The sequence below is a fragment of the Agrobacterium sp. P15N1-A genome, assembly GCF_044626815.1.
In the GTDB taxonomy this organism is placed as follows: domain Bacteria; phylum Pseudomonadota; class Alphaproteobacteria; order Rhizobiales; family Rhizobiaceae; genus Agrobacterium; species Agrobacterium leguminum.
Window position 1 is genome coordinate 1 of the sequence record NZ_JBIUPF010000002.1, and the last position, 25,912, is coordinate 25,912.

The following is a 25,912-nucleotide window of genomic DNA, read 5'->3' on the forward strand; positions in this document are numbered from 1 at the left end:
TCTTCTGGAGCCCATTGGAAATATTCCGCCAGCCGAAGCCGAGGAGCGATATTACGCCATGCTGGACGAACCAGCCATGGCCGCATAACTTAAACCAAACAGCCTCCGGCAGACCCGGTGCGGTTCATTCCTTTATGTTCACGATTGTCGAGACCGTTACATTCGCTCAGCATGCCGCCTATCTGGCTGAGGTCTGCTCTGACCTGACCCGCTTGGGATACAAGGTCGAACAAGTGAGGCTTGTGAAGAGCAACTTTGGGCTTCCGCAACAAGGCGCCCAGTTGTTAATCATAGGCGTTAGGACCAACGAGGCTGGCACTTTTGTCATCCCATCACTCGTCAATCCACTTCCCCGAAGCGTCGGAGAAGTGCTCGGGCAAGTACTCATCAAATACGATACGTCTACAGAACCACTTGATCGTAAAGATTCATATTCGCCTCAAGGCCTCTACAACACATGGGCGAAAGATTGGCGGCGGTGGTACAGTGACGGCAAGTTACTGCCCATTATCCCGGTTTCACCACCAAGCAAAGAAAGTTCCACATGGGAAGCAATGAAGGAGGCTGGAATCGACCCTGAATCTTACGCCGAGGCTCCTCCGCGAGTTGGAGAGGTCAATGACAATCATTTCCTGCCAAAGCTGACCGTACCAGCTATCGCTTGCCTCCAAGGCTTTCCCGACCAGTGGTCTTTCGAAGCCGAACTCTCCGGAAATGTCGATATGATAGCCGAAGCCATGCCTCCGATCCTGGCACGCGTGATGGGCCTGAACATCTATCAGGCCCTTACTGGAACGCGCGTCGATCTCGAAACCGCCATTCGGGACCCCCTCATTGACGAGCAGCGGATTGGGCAGCCTTTGCCGGAGCGTGTTTCTCTGACGCCCAAGTGGTACACGGCTTCGCGGGCCCTGAAGGCGGAGAAGTACATGGATCGTGAGGACGAGGTCGAGAAACTGAATCCTGACGAAGCTGGGCGTCTACTCGCTACATACATGGAAGAACTCGTCCCGATGAAACGCGGCAAAGGCGCAGCGCTTTCCAGGAAGGAACGCGTTGCCGTCGCACGGATCGCAACGGCGACCCGTCTGCAGCGAGATCGGGACTGCTTTCCTACCGAGGCTTCAGCCCCGGATCCAAAGGATTATACATACCTTTAACCCAACTGCGGCCGATCTTCAGGCTCTCCGCGAGCTGTGTTTTGGACGGTGTGTCCTTTTTAAAGGTACCAACCAACTCGCCATCGATCATCAGCTTCCCTACCCCGGCGTATATCATGTGGATTCGTCGACCGAGGTGATCCTGGAATGTCAAAGCATCGTGGTTCCGGCGCTCACCTTCAATGGTCACGATATCAAGATCCTTGATCTTGCGTCCGCGGAAGAGCTCCCAGTACGTATCCGCAAGCTCCTCAGAATCCACATGTCCCGGCTCTGATGAATAAATGAATGCCTCGTGCTTGCGGATCATTCTTCCCATCCAGGCGAACATCTCCTTGCCCGTCTTCTCGACGGGAAGGAACTCGCGATCCCAACACCTTCTATGGACGCGACCTGTTCTGCCCAGAGGTTTTAGACGCCAATCCTCGATGCAGAGATAGGCACGTTGCCACTGCGCTTCCTTGCGGTCAGCGGGTGCGATACCTTTATTGAAACGGATCGTCACAGGGGAAAGTGGACGGATCCCGCCGAAACGTTCGAGAGGTTTTCCAACGAAGTAAATTTCCTCTTGGTTCTCCTTATCCAAGACCATGAGATTGAGACCGAGTTCCTTGAGCACTGGGCGGAGATGCTCTCGGGCTTCTGCGACGCGATTTCGCATATAGTGGCGCATGACGGGTTCCCTGTTGACCCCGTCAGGATTCGATGCCGCCATGCATGTAACAAACATGCATCAACCTAAGCGGCTGATCTCACGGCCGCAGTCCCGCGCGCGAGCACATTCAACGGCGTCGCGCGATCGACGTCAACACCCACCGGTTGAAATAAATCTATGGACAAACTTTGGCGTCGGTAGTCTAATTTAAGCGCCTCAATAGGGATTTCCGTCGGAGACCGCTGATGCGCATTCGGATCATACGCCAATCGGCGAACATAGCAGCACGCTTCTGACACGCGAGCCAGCGCCGTTTACGACGTGTTTTACGTCGCGCGGTCGCGTCATCGGAGCGCTGCATGTGCCATTCCGAACTGCCCGAATTTAATTCGGAAAAAACTTCCCTCTAAAATTTTCGCGTCTCAAGCTTAGCCCTCTCCGCTGCCACCCATTACACGGGCTGGAAGCCGGAGATGTGCCTTTCCCAACGCAGGGCGCGATCCGGTTGACGATCAACCGCCGAGGAGTCGCGCCATGACGCATAGCCATAAGACTACCATGCCGCTCGGAAACATTACCGCCGAGCACCGTGAAGCCGTCCGCAAATGGAGCAATAAACACCATAACCTGTCGTACCCCGACGACCAGGTGACGCTGCATCATTGCGTGGCGCTCTTCTATGCCGATCCTCGTCGACCGTCGATCCGTCAGCTCCACGCAGCACTCTGCGAAATGCTGGACCGTGACAGCGTCCTCTCCGGCGCATGCCCGGTTCATCCGACGCTGCCCGAGTTTCGCAAGCTGGTTCTGACTCTTCCGGCAACGTTCGTCGACCACATGCGCTACGGCCGAAGCTGGAACATCTGGGACGTTCTCGCTTCCTCGGACGAGGTTGGCTTCGCGTCCGAAACCACATCGCACGTCAACTAAGGAGCGCCCCATGGACACTGATCATATCGCCTCTCTGCTGAACGAGATCAGCACGCGTCTCGACCGCATCCCTACCTGGTCGGCTTCAAACGGCTCCCGTCCCTATGAGTACGTGCATATCGAAGCCGTTGCGATGGATGGTGCCCTAGAAATGGCGGAGGAATTCCCTGGCTTCGAATGGGATATCTGGAAATCGATCGCAGAGTCGTTCCAGCAGATGAATACCACGCTTCGTCTGAACGGGGCACCGGAACTCAAGTTCGTTGATTACGCGACGTTCTTGGAAATCCTCAAGGATAGCGACCGCCGCCAGTCGACGTGATGATGGATCGGTCAGGTCGGTGCTGCGCTCCGACCTGACCGGAAACTAAAGCCCCCTTCCCCACCCATTTTCAAGGTTCTGCAACCCCGGTCACACCGGGGATCGGGAACCTGTGTCCGCACGCAAGAAACGGAGACCACAGTGACCATCGCATCCCGTTGCCACGAAAAGCTCAACTCAGCAGTCACCTGGAACCAGACCCGCTTCAACTCCGAAGAACTCAGCCTCCACGATCGTTTCGCGAAAGCTGCAGCTAAAGGGTCGGATTTCGACCACACGTACAAACAGTTCCAGACCTTGCGCATTGAATGCGTGCGGCGTGGGCTGCGGGCATGCGGATTCCGGCAATTCTGCAACCGGGTCAATGCCTCGCACAATTATCGGTCCGATTTCCTCCGCGCCAACACTTGGCGAGACCACCCGAAGTTCTGGCCGAAAAATTCGCGCCCAGCGGATCTCAAGACGCTGCTCCTGTCCCTCGATCACACGGTCGAGGACTGAGCGATGGCGATCGAACAGGAGGCTTCCATGAAGACAAGCAACGACGTCGCCACGATTTCCGTAAAGTCTCGCGGCCATGAAATCCTGCCACTGGAACTCTTGCAGGAGCTCCCGCCCGAATTGCGGGAGACGCCGTTGCACATCTGCAGCGAGCTCGCCGCATCACAACATCTTCTGTTGGCCAGCCTGCAGACCGTGTTTGACCCGGCTGACCTGAACCCGGCCCTTGTCACCCTCGCCCAGCAGGAAACCTGGAGCGTGATCGATGAGACCTGAGCATCACATCAAGCAGCATCTCATGGAGAAGCGCGCCGGCCTCGTTCCTGATCACCGTATCCCCGCCGTCGTAACACACCTGCGGCCGACAGTGATCGAAACGTTTGACACCGTGCCGAAGTCAAGCAGCGCCTCCCGCGTTCCGTCGGCTAAGTCCCCATTCAATACCCGGGCGACCGCGGTGAACCCGCTCAACGATACCATCATCCTGATGGAGAGTGCGCTTGAGCTCAAGGCAGGCAAAATCCTGAAGACCATGGACGTTGTCGAACTCCGCGAGCAGGTAAAGATCGAATGGGTCGATCTGGACGGTGTCGTGCACACCCACACTTTCGACTTCTGGATTCGAAAGCGCTGCGGGAAACGCGTCGCTATCGCCGTGAAGCCTTTCGAGAAGCTGGCCTCGAAACAGTTGATCGACATGCTCATCCTGATCAAGGACCAGGGCATCGGCGGTATCGCGGACGACGTGAGCTTCATCACCGAGCACTTCGCCAGCGAGTACGCGGCCGCCAACGCCGAGGAAATCCTTTTCGCGCGCCGCGCCCGCAACGATGCCGATGTCGAAGAGGCGAAGGAGCTTCTCCGTCAGGTCAAAGGACGCATCCGCTTCGGCGAACTCCTCAAAGGACTTGATATCCAGGCGTTCCGACGCACCGCCCTCTGGGTTCTCATTGGTGAAGGCTGGTTGCGTCCCGTCATTCCGGCGCTCATCGAAGACCACACGCTGATGGAAGTCTGCTCACCTCAAAAAGGTGAATCCGTATGAAGGATCTCCCGCTTCAGTTTGACGACCCTACGGTCGTCCCGATGTACTATCTCGGCGACGCGACGAAGATCCTGATCGATGAGCAGGAATACCTTCTTGTGTCACAGGACATGAAGAAGACCGTGCTGCGCGACAGGCAGGGCTTCGATGAGGAGTTCTCCCATCAACACATTTACGCCCTCCATTGCGCCCGCCGCCTTAAGGTCGAACGCGGCGGTGCGGATTTCTCTCTTGGCATGCCTGATCTTGGAGACTTCTCGGAAAAGAAGCTCGAGCGAGCTTTCTTTCTCGCCGATTGCCTTGATCTCTTCCTGGAGATCGAGACGGTGGGACCCTCCTACCCTGGATTGGCAGAGTTCGGATTCACCCGGAAGAAGATTACGACCGGTTCGACTTGCCTCCAGGACCTCCTGCCCTTCATTGAGCGAACGGTGAATGACAACGCCCGCAAGGGAAACCAGCGTGGCGGCAAGACCTACAAGTATGTGTCGATCGTGGGCCCGCGGCACTTCTTCCGCCTTTATGACCGGTATGCGGAGAATGGCTTCCGCGTCGAGGCGCTGGTCAGCACCGCCAACGGCCCAGGCGCAATGCCGTCGCAGTTCGATCGCGAGGATCTTGCCATTTGGATGGAGCACGCGAGACTGTATGCGGCCTCCAAGCGACCAAAGATCAGCGGTGCGCTCCTGATGCTGCAGGCGAAGATCGAAGAGTTGAATGGAATTCGTGCGATCCACGGCCTGCGTCCGCACGAAATGCCAAAGCCTAAGTTCTTCAACAAGATGATCAAAGGGCTCGGTCGCTACTTCCTGACTGCGTCTCGGCTTGGTGACGATGTGGCGAAGGCCACGCTATCCAAGACCGGGAACGGTCTGCAGATCAGGCGTCCAGGCGCGCGCGTCGAGATGGACGAATGGAAGATCGACCTGCTCGTACTGCTGATCTTCGCGGGTCTCGCGCAGAAAATGACGGACGAGGAACGCGAGATTATCAAGAGCACTCGCATCTGGGTTACCGTCGTCATCGACGTGGCCACACGTTGCATTCTGGCCATGCGTTTCAGCGCCCGTGCACCGTCCGAAGATTCCTCGATGGCTGCTCTCGAAATGGCGGTCTCCGACAAGACCATGTTGTCGGCTGTAATCGGGGCTGGGACACCCTGGATCTACAACGTGCTGTTCTCGAGCTTGGTCACTGACTGGGGACCCGCATTCCGCGCAATCCGACTGCGCACCGCCGTCGCACAGGTGCGCGCTACCCATGAATTCACCGCAGCAGGTTGGGCGGCGGGTCGCGGCACGATCGAATCCGTCTTCAAAACGCAGGGGATGCGGTTCATGCATTGGTTCGAAGGACGAACCTTCTCGAACGTCATTGAGCGCGGCCCCAACGGAACCGAGGCAAAACTCAACATCGACGAACTCAACCGAATGCTCGTGCGCGCCGTTGTGGACATCTACCACCACACCCCGCACGACGGCCTGAATGGTGCCACGCCACATAACGAGTGGCTTCGCCTCACCGCCAAATATGGAATTCTGCCGCCTCTGCATCCCGACCAGCGTCGCCACGTCTTCGGCACCAAGATCGTCAAGGCGATCGGGGACAAGGGGGTGCGCTTCCTGGGGATCCATTACCAGCATTCCCGCCTTCAGCAAATGCGCACCGAGCAAGCCGCCCTGCCCGGGACGAAAGCTCCCCGCACCGAGATCCGCGTGGACCGCTTTAGTCTCCGAAAGATCTCCTTCTGGGACGGAACCCGTTGGGTTGAGGCCGAAGCCACCATGGGTCTGCCGGACGATGTGTCGGTCTGGGAATGGGTTGGCGCAACGAAGGAGCTGCGTGCGATCCACCGTGCAAACGCGAAACTGCACCTGTCCGTACTGCTGAAGGCTGTCAATGATCTTCGCGAAGCCGGGCACGCTGCCAGCGCACGAGCTGAACTCGGTACGGACATCCCCTCCGCCAAGCAGTACGCCCTCGTCGAGAAAAACTACTTCGAACTCGACATCGAGGACGATCTCGAAGGGGCGCAGCCGGATCTGTCGGAACTGCGTATTCCGCATGATCCCACCACTGTTGGCATCGATGCATTCCGTCACCTCGGAACCAGCCGTCGTGCAGCGCAGGCGGCGGCAGAGGCAGAAGACGTCCTCCGACCCGAAGAATCGGGCTTCGCCGGTATGGGCGGCGGAACAGAACAGGCCAACGATGGCCTCGATTTCGATTACTGATAAAAGGAGAATATTATGCAGCAGTCCTACGATTCCTACTTCCGCGAAGCCGCGGAATCACTTCTTGGCTCGATGGATCCCAAGCTCCGCGATCGCGCTGCCCATATCGGAGAGATGAACACCGCCTATATCGGAACGGCGCGCGATATCGAACTCGACGAGGCCTTTGAGGCGCTCATCGTGAACTCTGTAGCGGAACTGTTCGGCAAATCCGGAAAGCGTCGCGCCTTGTTCGTCGTCGGCGAATCCGGTTCGGGCAAGACCACCGCAGTAGCGAAGCACATCTCCAAGCGGTCAGAACTCGCACCAAAGGTGGCTGCAGACGGTACTCCTTACAATCTGCTGATCGACATGGAGGCTCCTATGCCGCTCACAGTCAAGGGTCTGGCTACTAATGGCCTTAAGCGGCTCGGATATTACGTCAACAATCCCCGCCTCACAGCAGGCGAACTCTTTGAGCTTTGGAAGGATCAACTTCGCCAGCAGCGCGTGCTGTTTCTCGCGATCGATGAGCTCCAGCATGTTTTGAAGTCCGATAACGTCAAGGAGCTGCAGACGGTCGCCGACGTAATCAAGAGCCTGCTTCAGATCCCTGGGTGGCCGCTTCATCTTATTTTGAGCGGAGTTCCGGAACTCGCTGGTTTTCTTCACCAATCCGGCCAGACAAACCGCCAGCTCAAAGAGCGCAGCAAGGTCATCGAATTTCGTCGAATGACCTTCCCGGAGGATATTCCCGTCATGACGAAGGTCGTGAACAAGATCGTCACCGTAGAAGCCAGCCTCAAGGCCGATCCGGTGATCCTCAGCGAGGAATTCGTTCATCGCCTACTTCACGCCTCCTGCGGTGCGTTCGGGTCGATGATCCAAACCACCCGGCACGTATGTGAAGTCGCATTGCGACGAGGAGCCGAGACCGTCGGCCCCGAATTATTCGCCTCAGCTTATGCGCTCGAGAGCGGTTGCCGTCCGTCGCAGAACATCTTCACCGCAAAGGAGAACTGGAAGGATATTCTTCCCGCGAACTCGATGCGAGAGCTTGTCGACGAAGGCCGTATGGCGCAGCAGAAGCGCGCCAAGACAGGGAAATAAGGGGACGGAACATGCAGACAATCGAGATTGCGAGCGACGAACCGCTATCCGGCTACCTGTCGCGTCTGGCGGCATCGCGTGGAGTGCGTTTGTGGGACTTTCGCGTGCACGGAGGCATCCGTCTGCGCAACCACTCAACCCGCTACTATGAGAACATGTCGGTTGTGACGGGGCTCACTCCTGCAGTTCTCAAGCGGCACGACCTGGTGCCACACGGTGGGACATTCAAAACGTTCGACATGACGTTTGACGTCAATGACATCTGGACGAAATCCGCGCGTGCGTGCCCCTGCTGCATCCAGGACGATATCAAAACGGGTGTTGGGCGACTCGAGGCACGGCCGCGGCTGAGATTTGGCTGGATGCTCCGGACGCTCGGCCGTTGCGCGGTTCATGGGACTCCGTTTGAGACGATCGGGCCCGACTACGACCGGTTTTCAATGGGAGATTTTGCTGCAACAATTGCGCAAAGTTGGGGAGTGTCGCCGGTGACAAAACTTGCCAATGATAGCTCCAAGGCTGGTGCGAGTGGTCGTATTTTCCCGTCGAGCGGCAAAACTCCGCAGCCCTCGGATACCTACTTCCAAGGTCGCATCGCAGCGACGGCGGCGGACCGTACCGTCAACGTCCGGACTGACCATCTCCCTGCTTCTCTGGCAGCCCACCACATCGACACTTCCGAAGGTGACGGCCTTCAGATGCTCGACGATATGCCCGTTCAAGCGGGACTACTGCTTACCGAGGTAGTTGGTGGTATGGAGCTCTTCGGTGAACGGTACCGACGAAGTGAGGCTACAGACAAGGAACGGCAGGCGGCGATGGTTGCCGGTTATGAATTCACCCATCGTGGCTACGCTGGCTTGTCTCGCTTCCTGAAGAAGCGTGATGAAAGCCACTGGCGCGTACAACGACGAGGCAGCTTCAAGCAACTTTACGGCACGCTGCAGGAGACGCTCTCAAGCCGTGTGGGATCCGAAGGATACGAGAAAGTCACACGCTTCGTTGCCGAGCATGCCTACACCCATCACGCTCTCGGTCCTGAAGACACCTTTTTGGGATTCAGTCTGCCGAGACGTCTTCACAGCGTCCGGACGGCGGAGGTTGCGCATGGCATCCACCGCGTCACCCTGAGGCGCATCTTGAACTCCGTAGGACTGCTACCGCCAGGCGCTGTTCGGCTGGGTGATGGTCGCGTTGTCGTCGAGGCCCAGACTCTCGAGACGCTCATCGCTGGTTGGCAGGACCGCCTTCCGACCGAGGAAGCCAAAGCACGTCTTGGCATCAGCGGAGCCGCACTGAAATCCATGGTCGAAAGCGGCTTGCTTCGCAAGGACGACGATCCGAACCGCCAAAGGAATATCTCGCGAGGCTCCTTCGAAGAGTTGATGAACTTCCTGGAGCGACTACCACTCGGCGTGCCAAGCCACGGCATGAAGAGACTGACGGAGATGGTAAAGATGGGAAGACGGACCTATGGTGAAGTCATCGGACTGATCATCGACGGAACCATCAAGAACGTGATCAGAGACGCACATCATGAGGAGCCGTTAAGCTTTGACAGCATCTTCGTTGACCCGATCGAAGTTAAGGGAGCTTCTCCGAGACTTTCTTCCCCCGGGATCACATTGCAACTCGCGGAACGTGAGCTAGGTACTACCAGGAAAACCGTAGAGCAGCTCGTTGCTTCAGGTCTCCTGGAGTCCATCATCGCCGAAAATCCAGCAACAGGAAAAAGTCAGACCTTCATCTTGCCGGCCAAGCTTGAGGAATTTCAAAGAACCCACATCTCGCTGTTCGTGTACTCAAAAGGGCGCGGTCAGATCGGCGAGGTGAAGAAGAGATTGAAAGAAGCGGGGATCATGCCTGTCTTTGAGAAAGCTGGAGTGGCTACCTTCTATAGGAAGGATGCGCTGCCGGCAGCATAGAACCCCGCGGCAACATACCGAAATTTGAAACCCGCTTTCGCGGGTTTTTCTTTGCTTGCAATTCAGGGCAGATCGATGTTCGGGAAAATATGACTCAGCAGAGGGGCAAAATGTGACTCGGAACGTGCATTCGTAAATTAAGATAGTTGAAATCGTTAGCTAATTTTCGTCCGCGACTTGATTTTATGACTCTTCAGTGGGGTCTATCCATATGCTGTAAAAAGACGCTTTTCACGCCGAGTTCCACCAATGAACTCGGCGTTCCTTATTTGGGATCCGAGATGTTCACTATCTACCCAGACTATTCAAAAAAAAGAGTCTCCAAGGCGGGCAGCGCAGTTCGCGAAGGCACAGAAAATCAAGAGGATATCGACGTTATCGAAAATTGGCGCGCATCTCACAACTACGTTCTGAATACGTTTCAGGCGACGTTGCGGCGTCATGCCCGCGGTAAGGATATCACGGTCGCACAGCGACTTAAGAGGCGCCTTACGATCTATGACAAATTAAAGAGGCAGCCTGAAATGCAACTTGCTAGGATGCACGACATTGCAGGCTGCAGACTGATTTTTGAAGATATTGCATCGCTTAATGAAACACGCCGACAGATACTTGGATCAAAATTCAAGCACAGACTACGAAACTCGCTTGGCGACTATGACTATATAATGTCGCCAAAAAAAACTGGGTATCGGGGAGTTCACGACGTGTATGAGTACGTTTCGTATTCGGGGAGTGCGGATAAATGGAATGGACTTCAAATAGAACTCCAATACCGAACGAAAACACAGCATGCTTGGGCAACAGCAGTAGAAATTGTTGGTTCACTTACAGGCAATGAGTCAAAATTCGACCGCGGTGACGAAGACCATCAACATTTTTTCAGGCTTAGTAGCGAGCTTCTTTCAAGGCATCACGAAGAAAAAAAATCATGCCTACCCGATCTTACCAATAGAGAATTAGTCGGAGAAATTATCGCCATCGAAAAGAAAATAGGCGTGATAAGGTTGCTCGAAGGAATTCATGTTTCCGCAGAAAAATTAAAAGAAGCGAGAAACCTGATACTGCGGATGGGCCATAAGGGTGGGTTAACTGTCTATGGTTTCACGAAGACGAAGACAGCACTCGAACGATACTTCGAATTGGAGGAAGAGGAAGGAGACGACGATATTGTTTTCGTTCGCGGTGATACAAACGAAGGAATTCGCAGCGCCTTCCGAAACTATTTTTCAGACGCCCGCGACTTCACATCATTGATGCGTTCTGCCTTAAGGTGAATGGCTCCATATTTTGATATCAGACAGGAAGAGTTTTCTGCACATCATATCCCGCTCGGCACCCTACGGGATTGGGAACAGGGTCGTAGCGAGCCGGATCAACCGGCCCGCGCCTATCTAAAGGTCATCGCCGTCGATCCGGAGGGAACGGCGGCCGCACTCCGTAAAGGTGCGGCCTGACCCATCTCACCCCATAAAATCCACCAGCAACTTCACATTCAGCGCCGCAATCACCACCGCGATCAACCACGCAAAGGCCGAGAGCCAGAGCGGTGAGCGCAGCTCGCCCATCTTGGCCCTATCGGCGGTGAACATGACGAGCGGGAAGACGGCGAAGGAGAGTTGCAGGCTCAGCACCACCTGCGTCAGGATCAGTAGTTCCGCCGTGCCGCTATCGCCATAGAAGATGGTGACGCCGGCGGCTGGGACGATGGCGATGGCGCGGGTGATGAGGCGGCGCAGCCAGGGGGCGAGCCGCATCTTGAGGAAACCCTCCATCACGATCTGGCCGGCAAGCGTTGCCGTGACGGTGGAATTGATGCCGCAGCAGAGGAGCGCCACGCCGAACAGCGTCGGCGCAATGGCAAGGCCGAGCAGCGGTGCCAGCAGATTATGGGCTTCGCCGAGTTCGGCAACGGTCGTCTGCCCCGCCTTGTTGAAGGTCGCCGCCGCCAGAATGAGGATCGAGGCGTTGATGGTGAGCGCGAACATCAGCGCAATGGTGGAATCGAGCGTCGCGAATTTCAGCGCCTCGCGTTTTTCGGCAATCGTCTCGCCGATTTCGCGGGTCTGCACGATGCCCGAATGCAGATAGAGATTATGCGGCATGACGGTGGCGCCGAGAATGCCGAGCGCCAGATACAGCATGTCCGGATTGGTGACGATCTCCGTCGTCGGCGCGAAACCGAGGATCACCTGCCCCCAGTCGGGGTCAGCGAGCGCCACCTGAATGGCGAAACACACGGCGATGACGCCAAGCAGCGTGATGACCAGCGCCTCCACCCAGCGGAAGCCAAGCTTCTGCAGATAAAGGATCAGGAATACATCGAGCGCGGTGATGAGGACGCCGAGTTCGAGCGGAATGCCGAAGATAAGGTTGAGGCCGATGGCCGTGCCGATGACCTCGGCGATATCGGTGGCGATGATGGCGATTTCGGCCAGCAGCCACAGCACCATCGCCACGGGTTTCGGATAGGCATCGCGACAGGCCTGGGCGAGATCGCGGCCGGAGGCGATCGCAAGACGGGCGCAGAGCGATTGCAGCACGATCGCCATGATGTTCGAGACCAGCGCGACGGTGAGCAGCGTGTAGCCGAATCTGGAGCCGCCGGCGAGCGACGTCGCCCAGTTTCCGGGATCCATGTAACCGACCGCAACGAGATAGCCGGGCCCGAAAAAGGCCATCGCCCGGCGAAACGTGCCGGCATTCGGTTTGATCCGGATCGAGCTGTGAACGTCGGACAACGAGAGATCGTCGCCGTTTCGTCGCCATCCAAAGACTGGCTTGTCCATTTTCTGCGCTTTCAAAATGGGAGATTGAATTGATGCAATTGCAAATCATTCGCATAAGCAGCGCCGACTGGCAAGGGGCGTTTTGTGGCCGGATATCAGGGTACGATGACGCAGACGCGTGTCTGGTTCGGGCGCGAACCGGCAGACGATCACGCTCTTGTGGCTAGCCCTCCTCTCCTCCCCGCCTTGCGTCGGCTGGATTCCGTCTGAGGCAGGGATGATGGAGGTCGGGGGAAAGGGCGGCAGCGAATGCGGAGAGGCTGTCATGCAGGAGGCCTCACGGCCTTGTCATCGCCGTGTCCCGTCGATTTCGGAACGGCCGCGCACCCGCCTGCGTTGATCTTTCAGGAAGCAACCTATTGCGGGAAAGTTCATGCGACAGGGCCACAAATTCAGCCTGGTGAACCATCCGAGCCGATGGCCGAAATATATCATGGCGCACAGAAAGCCGCGCGACTGGCTGATGACGATCAGCGGCATCGTGCTGCTGTTCATCGTCGCCGCCGCGGTCGCCATGGGTTATCTCGTCACCAGTCATCCCGGCAAGCCGGAGCCCAACCCCGGCATCGTGGAGGAACAGGCAGCGGAAAACGGCGGATAGATTGCGGCGCAGGCGCGCCGCTTATCAGCTCAGGCCCGCAAGGTGTCCGCTGAACTGCGCCTCGTGCAGGCGGCTGTAATGGCCCTTGGCGGCCAGCAGTTCGGCATGGGCGCCGGTTTCGGCAATGCCGGTCTGGTCCACCACCACGATGCGCGAAGCATCGCGGATCGTCGCCAGCCGGTGGGCGATGACGAGCGTGGTGCGGCCTTTGGCAAGCTCCGTCAGCGATTGCTGGATGGCCCGTTCGGTTTCCGTGTCGAGCGCCGAGGTCGCCTCATCGAGAATGAGGATCGGCGGGTTCTTCAGGAACATGCGGGCAATGGCAAGACGCTGTTTCTGGCCGCCGGAAAGCTTGACGCCGCGCTCGCCGATGACGGTATCGAGCCCGAGCGGCATGGCCTCGATGACGCCATCGAGACGGGCGCGCCGCGCCGCATCCATGATGTCCGCATCCGAAGCGCCGAGCCGGCCATATTCGATATTCTCGCGGATCGTGCCGCCGAACAGGAAGACATCCTGCTGCACGATGCCGATCTGGTTGCGCAGCGAAGCAAGCTTCATCTTGCGGATATCAATGCCGTCAATGGTGATCGCGCCGCTGGTGACATCGTAAAAACGCGGCAAAAGCGAGCAGAGCGTCGTCTTGCCCGCCCCCGAAGGCCCGACAAAGGCCACCGTCTCGCCGGCGCTGATCTTCAGGTCGATATTGGTAAGAACCGTCTTGCCCTCGGCATAACCGAAACCGACATGGCGATATTCAATATTGCCGCGCAGCAGCGGCGCTTCCACCGCATCCGGCGCATCGACGATATCGGGCGCGGTGTCCAGCAGCTCGGTGAAGCGGCGGAAACCGGCAATGCCCTTCGGATAGGTCTCGATGACCGAATTGATCTTTTCCACCGGCCGGAAAAATACGCCCACCAGCAGCAGGAAGCCGACAAAGCCGCCTTCCGTCAGGCTGCCCGTCAGCACGAACCAGGCGCCGCAGATCATCACGATCATCTGCGTCAGGCGCATGCTCATATAGCTGAGCGAGGTGCTGGCGGCCATGATCTTGTAAGCGTCGAGCTTCGTGCGACGGTATTTCTGATTGTCCTTCTCGAACAGCGCCCGCTCGTGATCCTCATTGGCGAAGGCCTGCACCACCCGCATGCCGCCGACATTTTCCTCGATACGGGCGTTGAAATCCCCCACCCGGCCGTAAAGCGCGCGAAAATTCTGCGTCATGCGGCCGCCGTAACGGCTGGTTACCCAGGCGGTAACGGGCACGACGGCGGCGGTGATGAGCGCCAGCGGCACATTGACCGAGAGCATCAAGAGGAACGCGCCGATGAAGGTCATGATGGCGATGAACAGATCCTCGGGGCCGTGGTGGGCCACCTCGCCGATCTCTTCCAGATCCTTGGTCAGCCGCCCGACCAGATGACCGGTCTTCTGGTTGTCGAAATAACGGAAGGAGAGCTTCTGCAGATGGTCGAAAGCCAGACGCCGCATGTCGGTCTCGATATTGATGCCGAGCATGTGTCCCCAATAGGTGACTGTCGCCATCAGCCCGGTATTCAGCACATAGATGAGCAGCAGCCCCACGGAGGCGGCAAGGATGATGGCCCATTCACCGCCCGGCAGCAGCACATCCACAAAGGCCTTCACCGCCATCGGAAAACCGAGTTCGAGCACGCCCGACAAAACCGCGCAGGAAAAATCGAGAATGAACAGACTGCGATAGGGGCGATAATAGGCGAAGAAACGGCGGAGCATGGCATGACCTGGAGATCGGGCGCGGCAACCTTACGCCGCAAGAAAAACGGAGTTTAATTGTCATATTTCAATGCGCGCGCCAAGACCGATGTTCTATTTTTACCAAAATCGTTCAATAGGTTCAGCAATAAACACACAACGGTAATGTGATCGGATTATATTGCACTTATATGTATCGGTGTGACAGAGTGAATGCACCCCTTTGGGGGAGAATGCGAGAAAGAGCCTGCCGTGAGTAACATTGACAGCCGTAAGCCCAGTGGCGAACCGAGATGGCTTGGTCCCGCCAGCCCGACGCGGATCGCCCTGATCCCGCCCATCTCGGCTGCGCGCTGGCTTCTCGTTCTCGTCGCCCTTGCCGGCATTTATTTCTTCCACGGCTTTCTCGTTCCCGTTCTCGCCGCTCTCGTCATCGGTTTCGCCAGCTGGCCGGTTTACACCCGGCTTCTGCGGCAGGTGGGCGGCAACACCACGCTCGGCGCCACCATCGCCATCATCCTCATCCTCGCCTTCCTCGTGGTGCCGATCTTCATCGCCGCCTCCTATACGGCAAGCGAAATCCGCGAATGGTTCGGCTGGGCGGTGCATGTCAACAAGACGGGCGCGCCCGTGCCGGACTGGATCGCGGCGCTGCCCGCCGTCGGCCCCTGGCTCGGCGAACAATGGGTGAAATATATCGGCACGCCGGGCGCCATCGGCGAGCTCATCCAGCTCGTCAGCGGCGCCAATATCGGCAATATCTACCGGGCGATCCTCGCCGCCGGCAACGGCGCGTTCCACCTGGTGCTGACCCTGCTGTTCATGCTGATCGCGCTGTTCTTCGTCTACCGCAACGGCGCGGGCTTCACCCGGCAGGTCGATCTGGTCGGCGAACGCATCCTGCCGACGCGGTGGGAACGCATTTCCCGCGTGGTGCCCGCCACCATCAGCTCCACGGTCACAGGCATGACGCTGATCGCCATCGGCGAAGGCATCATCCTCGGCATCGCCTACTGGATCGCCGGCGTGCCCTCGCCCGTCACGCTCGGCGTGCTCACCGGCGTCATGGCGCTCATTCCAGGCGGTGCGCCGCTCTCCTTTACGCTGGTGTCGATCTATCTGGTCGCCAGCGGCTCGCCCGCCCACGGGCTGGCGCTGTTCGTCTGGGGTTCGGTGGAACTCTTCATCGTCGACAAGACCATTCGCCCGAAACTCGTCGGCGGGCCGATCAAGCTGCCCTTCCTGCCCACCTTTTTCGGCCTCGTCGGCGGCGTCAAGACCATGGGCTTCCTCGGCCTCTTCATCGGCCCGGTGCTGATGGCGCTCCTGGTCGCGATCTGGCGCGAATGGGTACGTGAGGTGGAAATCTCCGCCGCCGCCAGCGCCGAGGCTCCGCCGCCACCGCCCTCGCAGGAAGACGCCATTGATGAGGTTGCCGCGCTCGAAGACAATAGCGAGGAAACGACGGCGTTTCGGAAAGCGGCGTTTTGATCGTTGAAGCCTGCGGGCGGACGCCTCGACGCTGGTGCCTATAGATAGTCCTTAAACCGCGCATCCGTCATGCTCGGGCCTGTCCCGAGCGCCTGCTACCGATTGATTCTACGATACGTGATTAGCTTCCCGGCACGGGGCCGAGAATGACGTATAGGATGCGGCAAGCTCGCGGCAAACTCGCGCCTTAGCTTAAAGCACCTTCTCCATGAACAGGCTGAGTGGATCCGGCCTGTAGGGCGCAAAGGCCTCGATCTCCACAAACCCCGCCTTGCGGTAAAGACCGATCGCCTCCGGCTGGCTGATGCCGGTTTCGAGACGGATGGCGGAAAGGCCAAGCTCGGCACCGCGCGCGACAAGCGTATCCATGATCAGCTTGCCGATCCGCAATCCCCGCGCTTCGGGATCGACGAACATGCGCTTGATCTCCGCCGTGCCGTCACCCGCCTCCACCAGCGCGCCGCAGCCGACGACGCGGCCATCGTGCCGGGCCACGAAAAACGAGACATTGTCCTGCTCAAGCGCGCCGATATCGACCAGATGATTACTCTCTGCGGGATAAAGCGAGGCCATATAGGCGTTGGAAAGGTCGATGAGGCGCAGAACCGCATCCTGCCGGGGTGTTTCAAGCTTGATTTCGGTGGCCAATGCGATGCCTGCCTTCTCTATAAAATGCGTATTTCGTCGTAATGTCACTGCAATCGGGATAGATGAGTTTCTAGAGCATAAATCCCGACAGAGGCAACACACACCATGAAAACAGCCCTCGTTCTCATGACCTTCCTTGGCTGCGACGACAGCGCCACCGATTGCCATTACCTCGCGACCTCGCAGCAGCGCTGGACGAGCATCGAACTGTGCGACGCCGTGTCGGAAAAGGAGCTGGAGCGTTACGCCAACGCGCCTTACCCAGTAGTGGTAGCCGTGTGCCAGACACCGGGCGAGCAGACCCCGCAGACGGCGGGCGCGCAACCTCCCGCCTCGGCACCGCAGGCAACGGCGACTGTTACGCCGAAGGAGGAGGAAAGCCTCACCAAACAGGCAATCAGCCGCGTCAGCCGTATCCTGCCTTCCACCGAAGGCATAAAGCATCTTTTGGGGACACCGGTGAGGATGGTTGAAAACAGCTATTCGTGGATCGCCAAGCGATTCGATAAGTGATTGCGGGATCACCGCTTACCTGGAAACATCGCAGCGGCGTCTTGTAAAACCCCTCGGGGCTTACGCCGCCTCAACCGTCAGCGCTTCCGCATAATACCGCGCCTTCTGCCGCTCTTCGGCGATGGAGAGCTTGCGCACGGCATGCAGCAGTTCGAACAGCGTTTCGGAACCGTTGACGTCACGGAAATGCGCCAGCAGTTCCGCCGAGACGGAGGCCGCCACATCAGAGAGCTGCGAGCGGGCGGCACGGCGCCACATCAGCGTCGCCTCGATGAAGACGTCGACAACATCGCCGAAGAGACCGACCGACTGGAACAGCGCCTTCAACGCATGCGGCCGCCCCGTCGCCAGAATGGCGCGCACCTTGCGGTCATCGAGACCGGAGAGATTGACCATGGCCGCCGTGAAGAATTCCAGCCGGCCCGAACAGACGGCATGGATGAGCAGCGCCGGCGTCAGCTCCAGCCGCTGGCGCAGATGCTCCACCAGCGCCGGCAGCTCCAGCGAGGAAACGCTGGCGGCGATAAGGATGGTGGCGGAATCTTCCGCCTCGCGGAAAAGACTGTCGGCGCGGTTGCGCGCGATCATTGCGTGAACCAGCGCGGAGCCTGCGAGAGCTTCGCTGATGCGGCCCATCAACAGGTGACGCGCATCGGCGGGCAGCGCCTCGCGGCGAAGCAGGAGGTCGCGAATATCGGCGTCCGAACCATGGCGCTCGGCGATGCGCCTGAGCGAAAACGGCGTGATGAAGGCATCGTCGTTTTCGAGCAGGATGATGGTTTCCGGCAGGTCGCCCACTTCGGCAAGCGCTGCGCAGACACCGCGCGGCAGGCCCGGCCTTGCGGCGATGAGGGAGCGCGTCAGGCTTTCTCCACGCCCGGCGAGATCGACCAGATCGGCCTCACCGAGAACCGGCGAACGGGCAATGACGGTGCAGGCAATTTCGGGCTGGTCTTCGGCGAGTGAAACGAGAATGGCGCGCGGTGCGTCATGGGCATCCGCCAGCGCTTCGGCAAGCGCCAGCCGCACACGCGGCGAAGGATCGTCGAGCAGATAGGTCATCGCCATATAGGCGGCATCGCGGTTCTCGCGCGCCATGTCGGACTGAAGATAGGCACGGCCGAGAGCATTGGCGGCTTTCGCCCGCTCGGTCGAGCCAGCCTTTTCAGACCAGCGAAGAAATGCCTGTACGATCACCTGAGCCTCGAAAACATTCGCAACAATGGATGGCGGCATCATCGCCGCCACCATGTATAAAACTCTAGGCGCAAATGGTTTACGTTTGGTTCACCATAAAAATTAACCGTAGCCGAAGACGGACTATATTTACGGCGCAGTAGAGGGGCGCTGCAGCTGGAATACATCGCTGCCGCCATCGCAGTAATCCATATAGCCCATGCGCGCCACGGGTCGCGACAGCCCCATATCGATGCGCCCGTCGCGAATGATCGTTTCATCGATATGGATCGCCATGACCTGTCCGATCACCATCCACGAATCCGCCGGCTGACCGTCAACGTCCTTAAGCTGCTGTATCTGGGTCACGCGGCACTCCAGAACCGCCAGCGCCTCGCCCACGAAAGGCGCATCCACCACCCGCCCATCGACGGCGGTGAGACCGGCAAGGGCGAACTCGTCGACATCATAGCCAACGGGTGCAGAAGACGCATTCATCCGGTCCACCAGATGGCGGCTGACGAGATTGGCGGTGAAGACGCCGGTTTCCTCGACATTGCGCAGGCTGTCCTTCCTGCCGCTGGAGGAGAACATCACAAGCTTTGGCCGGTCTGAAATCGCATTGAAGAAGGAATAGGGCGAGAGGTTGAGGGAACCGTCCCTGCCCTTCGAACCGATCCAGCCGATCGGACGCGGCGCGACGATGGCCTTGAACGGATCGTGCGGCAGGCCGTGCTGATTGGTGTCCGTGGTGTAGAACATCAAACGTCCCCGACCCAGGTGACGACATCGGCAAGCTCCGGCCGCGGCCGCTCCACCGGTGGGAATGTCGTCGAGCCGACATGAATGAACCCGGCCACCTTCTCTTCCGCGCCGACCTCGATTTCCGCCAGAAATGCGGAATCGAAAGCCAACCATTCGGTCAGCCAGTTCGCTGCAAAACCGCTGGCATTGGCGGCGAAGATGAGGTTGAGGCACACAGCACCGGCGGACATGACCTGTTCCCATTCCGGAATCTTGAAATGCGGCTTTGCAGTGCTGATGACGGCGATAACGACGGGCGCGCGGGTGAAACGCGTGCGTTCCGCTTCCTGCTGCTGCAGGTCCAGTTCCGGGTTCTTTTCAAGCGCGATCCTCAGCGCCGTCTCACCGAGACGCACGCGCTCCTCGCCGCGATAGACGACGAAACGCCAGGGGGCGAGCTTGCCATGGTCAGGCACGCGCACGGCAAGGCGCAAGATGTCCTCGATTTGCCCCTTCGAAGGCCCCGGCTCGGCAAGTTGCAGGGCCGGCGTGGAACGGCGAACCTTGAGATAATCGAGGAGCTTGATATCATTTGTCATGATCAAAAATCTTCCATTCTGCTGTCATCGCAAAAACATGGGCCTTGAAATAGCCACGGCATTGGTTTTGAAGTGATCCGGGAAAATCAAGAAGTCAATCGGTATCGAAAATGTCGGCAATCAAAATCGCGGCACGTCTGACCATTGCATGTGCCGTGCTTGGCCTTTTATCGCAAGCCGCTTTTTCGCAGGATGCCTTCAAAGACTTCAAGCAGCTCGGCGGCACGCCGAAAATGCCGAAGCTTAACGCTTTCACCGCCCCTTCCGCACCCAACGCCCCGGAAAGCACCGCCCGCGATATCAACATGGAAGCCAAGCTGACCAGCGAAGGCGAAGCGGTGAAGGAAGGCCTGTCCTGGCGCGTCTTCAGCCCCATTCCCGCCGCGGACGGCAAGTTGCCGATGCTGGCAAGTTCGGAAGGCGGCTCGGCGGAATTCCATCTGGTGCCGGGCGAATATTTCGTCAACGTCGCCTTCGGCCGTGCGGGCGTCACCAAGAAACTCAATGTCCCAACCTCCGGCAATGTGCAGAAACAGGTGCTGATTCTCGATGCCGGCGGCTTCGTGCTGAATGCGGTTGCGGGTTCCGACAAGCAGATTTCGGGCAACCAGCTCAAATTTTCCGTCTATTCGTCAGACGCCCGCCCCGATGGCGAGCGCGGCCTCGTCATGGCCGATATCAAGCCCAACACCATCGTGCGCCTGAATGCCGGCACCTATCACGTGGTTTCCGAATATGGCAACGTCAACGCGGTGGTGCGCGCCGATATTCAGGTGGAAGCCGGCAAGCTGACGGAAGCGACGCTCCAGCATCAGGCGGCGCAGATCACCCTCAAGCTCGTTTCCGAAGAAGGCGGCGAGGCCATTGCCGATACGGCCTGGTCCGTGCTGAACGGCGGCGGCGACGTGGTGAACGAAAGCGTCAGCGCCTTTTCGACCATGGTGCTGGCGGAAGGCGAATATACCGCCATCGCCCGCAACAAGGACAAGGTCTTCCAGCGCAACTTCAAAGTGACCTCCGGTCGGGATTCGGATGTGGAAGTGCTGATGAAGGATCAGGCGCCGGAAGATATGACCGGGGATTTCGAGTAGGTTCGATTGAACTAATCGCGAGGCCAGCGGCAAGACCCAAAAACCTCTCCTCCGTCATGCCGGACTTGATCCGGCATCCAGCCACGGCGCGTATGCGCCGTGAGGGACGAGTCTTTCGCGATCAAGGACTTGATCGCGCTGGACCCCGGATCTAGTCCGGGGTGACGGAATGCGGATGCCCCGCTTCTGCCAATCATACCGCTGCTGAGCACATTGCCCCACAAACAAAAACGGCCCCCGAAGGGGCCGTTGTCATTTCTCACGCAACCTGCTTCTTCGCCGCAAGCTTGCGCTTCACATCCGGCGGCGTCGCCTCGTCCACGAGGCTCGTAATCGCATCTTCCAGCGACATCGGCGTCTGGTTCTGCGAACCGAGACGGCGGATGTTGACGGTGCGCTCTTCCGCCTCTTTCCGTCCGCAGACGATGATGACCGGAACCTTGGTCACCGAATGCTCACGGACCTTGTAGTTGATCTTCTCGTTGCGGAAGTCGGTCTCGACCGCCATGCCCGCCTCGCGCAGCGCTTCGGCAACCTCACGGCCGTAATCATCGGCATCAGAGGTGATCGTCGCAACCACGACCTGAAGCGGCGCGAACCACAGCGGCATATGGCCGGCGAAGTTCTCGATGAGAATGCCGAGGAAACGCTCCATCGAGCCGCAGATGGCGCGATGGATCATCACCGGCTGCGTCTTTTCGGAGTTCTGGTCGATATAGAAGGCGCCGAAACGTTCCGGCAGGTTGAAGTCCACCTGCGTCGTGCCGCACTGCCATTCACGGCCGATGGCGTCCTTCAGCGTATATTCGAACTTCGGCCCGTAGAAAGCGCCCTCACCCGGCAGGATGCCGGTCTTGATGCGGCCTTCGGACTGCTCCTCGATAGTCTTCAGAACATCCATCATCACGCTTTCGGCGCGATCCCAGAGGTCGTCGGAACCGACGCGCTTTTCAGGGCGCGTAGAGAGCTTGACGACGACTTCGCTGAAACCGAAATCCTCGTAGACGGAGAGGATCAGGTCGTTGATGCGCAGGCATTCCGCCGCCATCTGCTCTTCCGTGCAGAAGACATGCGCATCGTCCTGCGTGAAGCCGCGAACGCGCATCAGTCCATGCAGCGCGCCCGAAGCTTCGTAACGATGCACGGTGCCGAATTCCGCAAGGCGGACGGGCATTTCGCGGTAAGACTTCAAGCCATGCTTGAAGATCTGCACGTGACCCGGGCAGTTCATCGGTTTCAAGGCGAACACGCGCTGATCGGCTTCCTCGTCATCGGGATGGGTAAAGGCATGGGCGGATTTCACCGCGAACATGTTTTCCTGATACCAGCCCCAGTGACCGGAGGTTTCCCACAGCGATTTGTCCAGCACCTGCGGCGCATTGACTTCCTGATAAGTATTGGCGAGCCGGCGGCGCATATAGGCCGTCAGCGTCTGGAACATGCGCCAGCCCTTACCGTGCCAGAACACGACGCCCGGGCCTTCTTCCTGGAAATGGAACAGGTCCATTTCGCGGCCGAGACGGCGGTGGTCGCGCTTTTCGGCTTCCGCCAGCACGTGGAGATAATTGTCCAGCTCTTCCTGCGTCGCCCAGGCGGTGCCATAGATGCGCGACAGCATCGCATTGTTGCTGTCACCGCGCCAATAGGCTCCGGCCACCTTCATCAGCTTGAAGGCCGTGCCGATCTGCCCCGTGGAGGCCATATGCGGCCCACGGCAGAGATCGAACCAGTCGCCCTGATAATAAATCTTCAGGTCCTGACCTTCAGGAATGGCGTCGACCAGCTCGACCTTGTAGTTCTCGCCCTTGGCGGCGAAGACTTCCTTGGCCTTTTCGCGCGACCAGATTTCGCGGGTAAACGGCTTGTTGCGCAGAATGATTTCCTTCATGCGCTTTTCGATCTTCGGCAGATCTTCCGGCGTGAAGGGCTCGTTCTTGGCGAAGTCGTAATAGAAGCCGTTCTCGATGACAGGGCCGATCGTCACCTGCGTGCCGGGCCAAAGCTCCTGCACGGCCTCAGCCATGACGTGGGCGGCATCGTGGCGGATGAGTTCCAGCGCACGACCGTCTTCACGCGTGACGATCTCGATTTTGCCATCGGTGATGGTCTCGGACAAATCGCGCACGGTGCCATCAAGCGCAATGGCGACGGCCTTCTTGGCAAGCGATTTGGAAATGGATTCGGCGACCTCGCGGCCGGTCGTACCGGCGGGGTAGCTGCGCACGGATCCATCGGGAAATGTAAGGGAAATGGGTTCAGACATCGTCTAGTGCTCCTGTCCAGTCCCGCCAACGAATGCGGGTGGTGTTGGAATAATGATTTGCCCGCGACAAGCGGACAGGCAGGCTGATAAAGGCTTTTGCCATTGCAGTCAAAGGCGAAGGATAGCTCAGCGAAGCATTTGCGCGAGACCATTGACCGTATTGGCGTTACGGGTCGTGCCGATACCGAGCCTTTTGGTGGTCAGCACGGAAAGCAGCCTGCTCTCGCTCGGCTTGCCGCAAAAATCGATCCATAGATCGCCGCCGGCGAGAGCGATCTTTTCCCTCCCGCGGTATTTCTCCAGCAATTCGAGGACGCCGTTGTCCAGCGGCGCCCGCATCACCCGAACGCAGACATCCGGCGGATTGCCCTGGGCGAAGGGATTGTCCGCCGCCAGTTTCAGCCAGTCGCCGCCCGAACGAACGAGAATATCGACATGTTTGCCGAAGCGGTCTTCGAAGGCGCGCTCCAGCCTGTCCTCAATCTCACGAACAGGTGCCGCCCCGGCGCGAAAAACCAGATTTCCAGTCGCGACCAGCGTTCTGCATTCGGTAAATCCCAGCTCTTCCGCCAAGGCCCTGAGATCGGCCATGACGAGCCGCTTGCCCGCGCCGAGCACGATGCTGTGCAGCAGGGCCACATAGTCATTCATCGATGCAGGCTCCAGTAACGCCACGGCATCCACCAGCGCCTGCCGCCATCGAGCACTTCCGGCACCGGGTCCAGCCCGCTGGTTCCGCCCGGCCCGCAGCGCGCGACGCGAAACAGCGTCATCCATCCGCCGGCCCAAAGCCCGTGTCGCGCAATGGCTTCATAGCCATATTCGGAACAGGTAGGGATATGGCGGCAGGAATTTCCGATGAAGCCGGAAAGCGTCAGCTGATAAAGCCGGATGAAACCGACGCCCAGAAGCCGCCCCGGCGTCTTGGCGAAGCTACCCGTCCAGTTGCGGGATCGGCCCGCTTTTTCCGCCGTCTGCTGATGCCGGCAGCCCGGTTCGCCGCACATCGCCTAACCCGCGGCGTTGAGAGCCGGCCGCCCCTCGATCTGGTCGAGCGCATCGACCACCGCTTCGAAGGTCAGCATGGTGGAGGCGTGGCGGGCCTTGAAATCGCGGACGGGCTGAAGCACCCGCATATCCTCGAAACGGCCCGTCGGCCCCTCGCCGTCCTGTTTCAGCATGGCGAGCATGTCTTCCCGCGCCTGCCGGATTTCGCCGCTGGAAGCCCCGATGATGTGGTGCGCCATGATGGAGGCGGAGGCCTGGCCGAGCGCGCAGGCGCGAACCTCATGCGAAAACGCGGTCACGACGCCGCCTTCGACCTTCAGATAGACCTTGAGCTTGGAGCCGCACAGCCGGGAGTGTTTCTCGGCGCTGGCGTCGGCATCCTCAAGAACGCCGATGAGCGGAATATTCCCGGCAAAGTCCAGAATGCGATTATTGTAGATATCGTCCATCGTCGGTGCCCGGCGCGCTCAAGATTGCCCAAAAACAGGACAGGTCAAATTTTTCAAACACAGCGTTTGTCGCAGTGAAGCTTTCCTGCCCTTCATTCTCATTATATGCTAACGAGCTTTCTGGACATCAAGCCGTGATGAAATTAACGGCTCCGATACCGAAATAACAGCATCGGTCTTGCCAAAATGCTGTAAAACAACCAGATAGCAGCAACTGCGAACAAGAGTTCGCGATGAAAAACGAATTCAGGTGCGGCCTTTACCCGCATCGGGAGAGACGGAATGGATGCGATCGTGAAGAATTTCCCCGGCGCTGGCGCAAAACCCGACGTGGCAGAAGCTCGCCCAAGCCAGGCCGAAGCGGAAGAAGCAGTGCGCGTTCTTCTGCGCTGGGCAGGAGAAAATCCCGCCCGCGAAGGACTTCTGGATACGCCGAAGCGCGTCGCCAAGGCCTATCGCGAGCTTTTTGCCGGTTATGAGCTGAACGTTCAGGACGTGCTCGGCACGACCTTCGAGGAAGTCGGCGGTTATGACGATGTTGTGCTGGTGCGCGACATCCCCTTCTTCTCCCATTGCGAACACCATATGGTGCCGATCGTCGGCAAGGCGCATGTCGCCTATCTTCCGGCGGGCCGCGTGCTCGGCCTGTCGAAGATCGCCCGCGTCGTCGAAATCTTCGGCCGACGCCTGCAGACGCAGGAAAACATGACCGCGCAGATCGCCAGATCGATCGAGGAAACCCTGAAACCGCGCGGCGTGGCCGTCATGATCGACGCCGAACATATGTGCATGTCCATGCGCGGCGTAAACAAGCAGGGGTCGACGACGCTGACCACCAGCTTTACCGGCACGTTCAAGAACGATCCGGCCGAACAGGTGCGCTTCATGACCATGGTGCGGAACCGCTAGGCGCCGGACCGAAGGCCGTAACGCGGTTTTCGG

At 58.7% G+C, this 25,912-nt stretch carries 26 protein-coding genes and 1 pseudogene; 16 read left to right on the plus strand and 11 right to left on the minus strand.

All coding sequences use genetic code 11. The features are described from left to right. The first annotated feature begins 134 nt into the window (after positions 1-134). Entirely contained in the window at positions 135-1,160 is a 1,026-nt protein-coding gene (locus tag ACIK7D_RS07845; RefSeq protein ID WP_400156379.1) for a DNA cytosine methyltransferase, read from the plus strand. Here the strand turns inward: ACIK7D_RS07845 and ACIK7D_RS07850 are convergent. Beyond that, positions 1,114-1,833 carry a hypothetical protein gene (locus ACIK7D_RS07850; RefSeq protein WP_400156025.1) on the minus strand — a complete coding sequence of 240 codons (720 nt, stop codon included), beginning with the start codon at positions 1,831-1,833 and terminating at the stop codon, positions 1,114-1,116. The genes ACIK7D_RS07845 and ACIK7D_RS07850 overlap by 47 nt on opposite strands. A gap of 516 nt (positions 1,834-2,349) precedes the next feature. Between ACIK7D_RS07850 and ACIK7D_RS07855 the strand changes: the two genes are divergently transcribed. The 10 genes and pseudogenes from ACIK7D_RS07855 to ACIK7D_RS07900 all read left to right on the plus strand — a co-directional run. Further along, a complete protein-coding gene (locus ACIK7D_RS07855) occupies positions 2,350-2,745 on the plus strand; it encodes a hypothetical protein (protein WP_400156026.1) in 396 nt (131 codons plus the stop codon). Positions 2,746-2,755: 10 nt separating this feature from the next. Next, complete coding sequence (locus ACIK7D_RS07860; protein ID WP_400156027.1) at positions 2,756-3,067, plus strand: hypothetical protein; 312 nt, start codon at positions 2,756-2,758, stop codon at positions 3,065-3,067. Positions 3,068-3,208: 141 nt separating this feature from the next. Next, entirely contained in the window at positions 3,209-3,568 is a 360-nt protein-coding gene (locus ACIK7D_RS07865) for a hypothetical protein (RefSeq protein WP_400156028.1), read from the plus strand. 3 nt (positions 3,569-3,571) lie between these two features. Further along, positions 3,572-3,844, plus strand: a complete 273-nt coding sequence (locus ACIK7D_RS07870) for a hypothetical protein (protein WP_400156029.1) — start codon at positions 3,572-3,574, stop codon at positions 3,842-3,844. Continuing rightward, on the plus strand, positions 3,834-4,613 hold the full coding sequence (locus tag ACIK7D_RS07875) for a hypothetical protein (RefSeq protein WP_400156030.1): 780 nt from the start codon (positions 3,834-3,836) through the stop codon (positions 4,611-4,613). Before ACIK7D_RS07870 ends, ACIK7D_RS07875 begins: the two co-directional genes overlap by 11 nt. Further along, positions 4,610-6,847, plus strand: coding sequence for an integrase (locus tag ACIK7D_RS07880; RefSeq protein ID WP_400156031.1), 2,238 nt, complete (start codon positions 4,610-4,612; stop codon positions 6,845-6,847). Before ACIK7D_RS07875 ends, ACIK7D_RS07880 begins: the two co-directional genes overlap by 4 nt. Before the next feature lie 15 nt (positions 6,848-6,862). Next, the gene (locus tag ACIK7D_RS07885; protein ID WP_400156032.1) at positions 6,863-7,936 is read left to right on the plus strand and encodes an AAA family ATPase; all 1,074 of its coding nucleotides are present in this window, start codon (positions 6,863-6,865) and stop codon (positions 7,934-7,936) included. Positions 7,937-7,947: 11 nt separating this feature from the next. Beyond that, entirely contained in the window at positions 7,948-9,861 is a 1,914-nt protein-coding gene (locus ACIK7D_RS07890) for a TniQ family protein (protein WP_400156033.1), read from the plus strand. A gap of 281 nt (positions 9,862-10,142) precedes the next feature. Next, positions 10,143-11,138: a RelA/SpoT domain-containing protein gene (locus ACIK7D_RS07895; RefSeq protein WP_400156034.1), complete on the plus strand. Its 996-nt coding sequence runs from the start codon at positions 10,143-10,145 to the stop codon at positions 11,136-11,138. A gap of 18 nt (positions 11,139-11,156) precedes the next feature. Then, positions 11,157-11,318, plus strand: a pseudogene (locus ACIK7D_RS07900) (helix-turn-helix domain-containing protein); the annotation flags it as partial. A gap of 6 nt (positions 11,319-11,324) precedes the next feature. Here ACIK7D_RS07900 and ACIK7D_RS07905 read toward each other — a convergent pair. Then, a complete protein-coding gene (locus ACIK7D_RS07905) occupies positions 11,325-12,650 on the minus strand; it encodes an Nramp family divalent metal transporter (RefSeq protein ID WP_400156035.1) in 1,326 nt (441 codons plus the stop codon). A gap of 373 nt (positions 12,651-13,023) precedes the next feature. On the opposite strand from ACIK7D_RS07905, the gene ACIK7D_RS07910 reads away from it, so the two are divergent. After that, the gene (locus tag ACIK7D_RS07910) at positions 13,024-13,251 is read left to right on the plus strand and encodes a hypothetical protein (protein WP_003523379.1); all 228 of its coding nucleotides are present in this window, start codon (positions 13,024-13,026) and stop codon (positions 13,249-13,251) included. Positions 13,252-13,275: 24 nt separating this feature from the next. Here the strand turns inward: ACIK7D_RS07910 and ACIK7D_RS07915 are convergent, their stop codons facing one another. Next, positions 13,276-15,009, minus strand: coding sequence for an ABC transporter ATP-binding protein (locus ACIK7D_RS07915; RefSeq protein ID WP_400156036.1), 1,734 nt, complete (start codon positions 15,007-15,009; stop codon positions 13,276-13,278). Between the two features lie 231 nt (positions 15,010-15,240). On the opposite strand from ACIK7D_RS07915, the gene ACIK7D_RS07920 reads away from it, so the two are divergent. Further along, a complete protein-coding gene (locus ACIK7D_RS07920) occupies positions 15,241-16,479 on the plus strand; it encodes an AI-2E family transporter (protein ID WP_137003645.1) in 1,239 nt (412 codons plus the stop codon). A 192-nt stretch (positions 16,480-16,671) separates the two neighbouring features. Here the strand turns inward: ACIK7D_RS07920 and ACIK7D_RS07925 are convergent, their stop codons facing one another. Next, complete coding sequence (locus ACIK7D_RS07925; protein WP_127756945.1) at positions 16,672-17,127, minus strand: GNAT family N-acetyltransferase; 456 nt, start codon at positions 17,125-17,127, stop codon at positions 16,672-16,674. Between the two features lie 105 nt (positions 17,128-17,232). Between ACIK7D_RS07925 and ACIK7D_RS07930 the strand changes: the two genes are divergently transcribed. Further along, a complete protein-coding gene (locus ACIK7D_RS07930) occupies positions 17,233-17,640 on the plus strand; it encodes a hypothetical protein (protein ID WP_400156037.1) in 408 nt (135 codons plus the stop codon). Positions 17,641-17,700: 60 nt separating this feature from the next. Here ACIK7D_RS07930 and ACIK7D_RS07935 read toward each other — a convergent pair whose 3' ends face one another. The 3 genes from ACIK7D_RS07935 to ACIK7D_RS07945 form a co-directional block, all read right to left on the minus strand. Next, positions 17,701-18,891, minus strand: a complete 1,191-nt coding sequence (locus tag ACIK7D_RS07935; protein WP_400156038.1) for a DUF2336 domain-containing protein — start codon at positions 18,889-18,891, stop codon at positions 17,701-17,703. A gap of 75 nt (positions 18,892-18,966) precedes the next feature. Beyond that, positions 18,967-19,578 carry a flavin reductase family protein gene (locus ACIK7D_RS07940; protein WP_080816851.1) on the minus strand — a complete coding sequence of 204 codons (612 nt, stop codon included), beginning with the start codon at positions 19,576-19,578 and terminating at the stop codon, positions 18,967-18,969. Next, positions 19,578-20,159 carry a nitroreductase gene (locus ACIK7D_RS07945; protein WP_400156039.1) on the minus strand — a complete coding sequence of 194 codons (582 nt, stop codon included), beginning with the start codon at positions 20,157-20,159 and terminating at the stop codon, positions 19,578-19,580. The genes ACIK7D_RS07940 and ACIK7D_RS07945 overlap by 1 nt, the downstream gene beginning before the upstream one ends. 110 nt (positions 20,160-20,269) lie before the next feature. Here ACIK7D_RS07945 and ACIK7D_RS07950 point away from each other — a divergent pair, with 110 nt between their 5' ends. Beyond that, positions 20,270-21,250 carry a hypothetical protein gene (locus ACIK7D_RS07950; RefSeq protein ID WP_400156040.1) on the plus strand — a complete coding sequence of 327 codons (981 nt, stop codon included), beginning with the start codon at positions 20,270-20,272 and terminating at the stop codon, positions 21,248-21,250. Positions 21,251-21,509: 259 nt separating this feature from the next. On the opposite strand, the gene thrS is transcribed toward ACIK7D_RS07950, so the two are convergent. The 4 genes from thrS to ACIK7D_RS07970 form a co-directional block, all read right to left on the minus strand. Continuing rightward, positions 21,510-23,513, minus strand: a complete 2,004-nt coding sequence (thrS, locus tag ACIK7D_RS07955; RefSeq protein WP_400156041.1) for a threonine--tRNA ligase — start codon at positions 23,511-23,513, stop codon at positions 21,510-21,512. A gap of 126 nt (positions 23,514-23,639) precedes the next feature. Next, positions 23,640-24,164: a DUF1697 domain-containing protein gene (locus tag ACIK7D_RS07960; protein ID WP_400156042.1), complete on the minus strand. Its 525-nt coding sequence runs from the start codon at positions 24,162-24,164 to the stop codon at positions 23,640-23,642. Further along, on the minus strand, positions 24,161-24,520 hold the full coding sequence (yidD, locus tag ACIK7D_RS07965) for a membrane protein insertion efficiency factor YidD (RefSeq protein ID WP_080816842.1): 360 nt from the start codon (positions 24,518-24,520) through the stop codon (positions 24,161-24,163). The genes ACIK7D_RS07960 and yidD overlap by 4 nt, the downstream gene beginning before the upstream one ends. Positions 24,521-24,523: 3 nt before the next feature. Next, positions 24,524-24,970 carry an iron-sulfur cluster assembly scaffold protein gene (locus ACIK7D_RS07970; protein WP_142859264.1) on the minus strand — a complete coding sequence of 149 codons (447 nt, stop codon included), beginning with the start codon at positions 24,968-24,970 and terminating at the stop codon, positions 24,524-24,526. A gap of 282 nt (positions 24,971-25,252) precedes the next feature. Here ACIK7D_RS07970 and folE point away from each other — a divergent pair, with 282 nt between their 5' ends. Next, complete coding sequence (folE, locus tag ACIK7D_RS07975; protein WP_003495569.1) at positions 25,253-25,879, plus strand: GTP cyclohydrolase I FolE; 627 nt, start codon at positions 25,253-25,255, stop codon at positions 25,877-25,879. Positions 25,880-25,912: the final 33 nt, after the last annotated feature.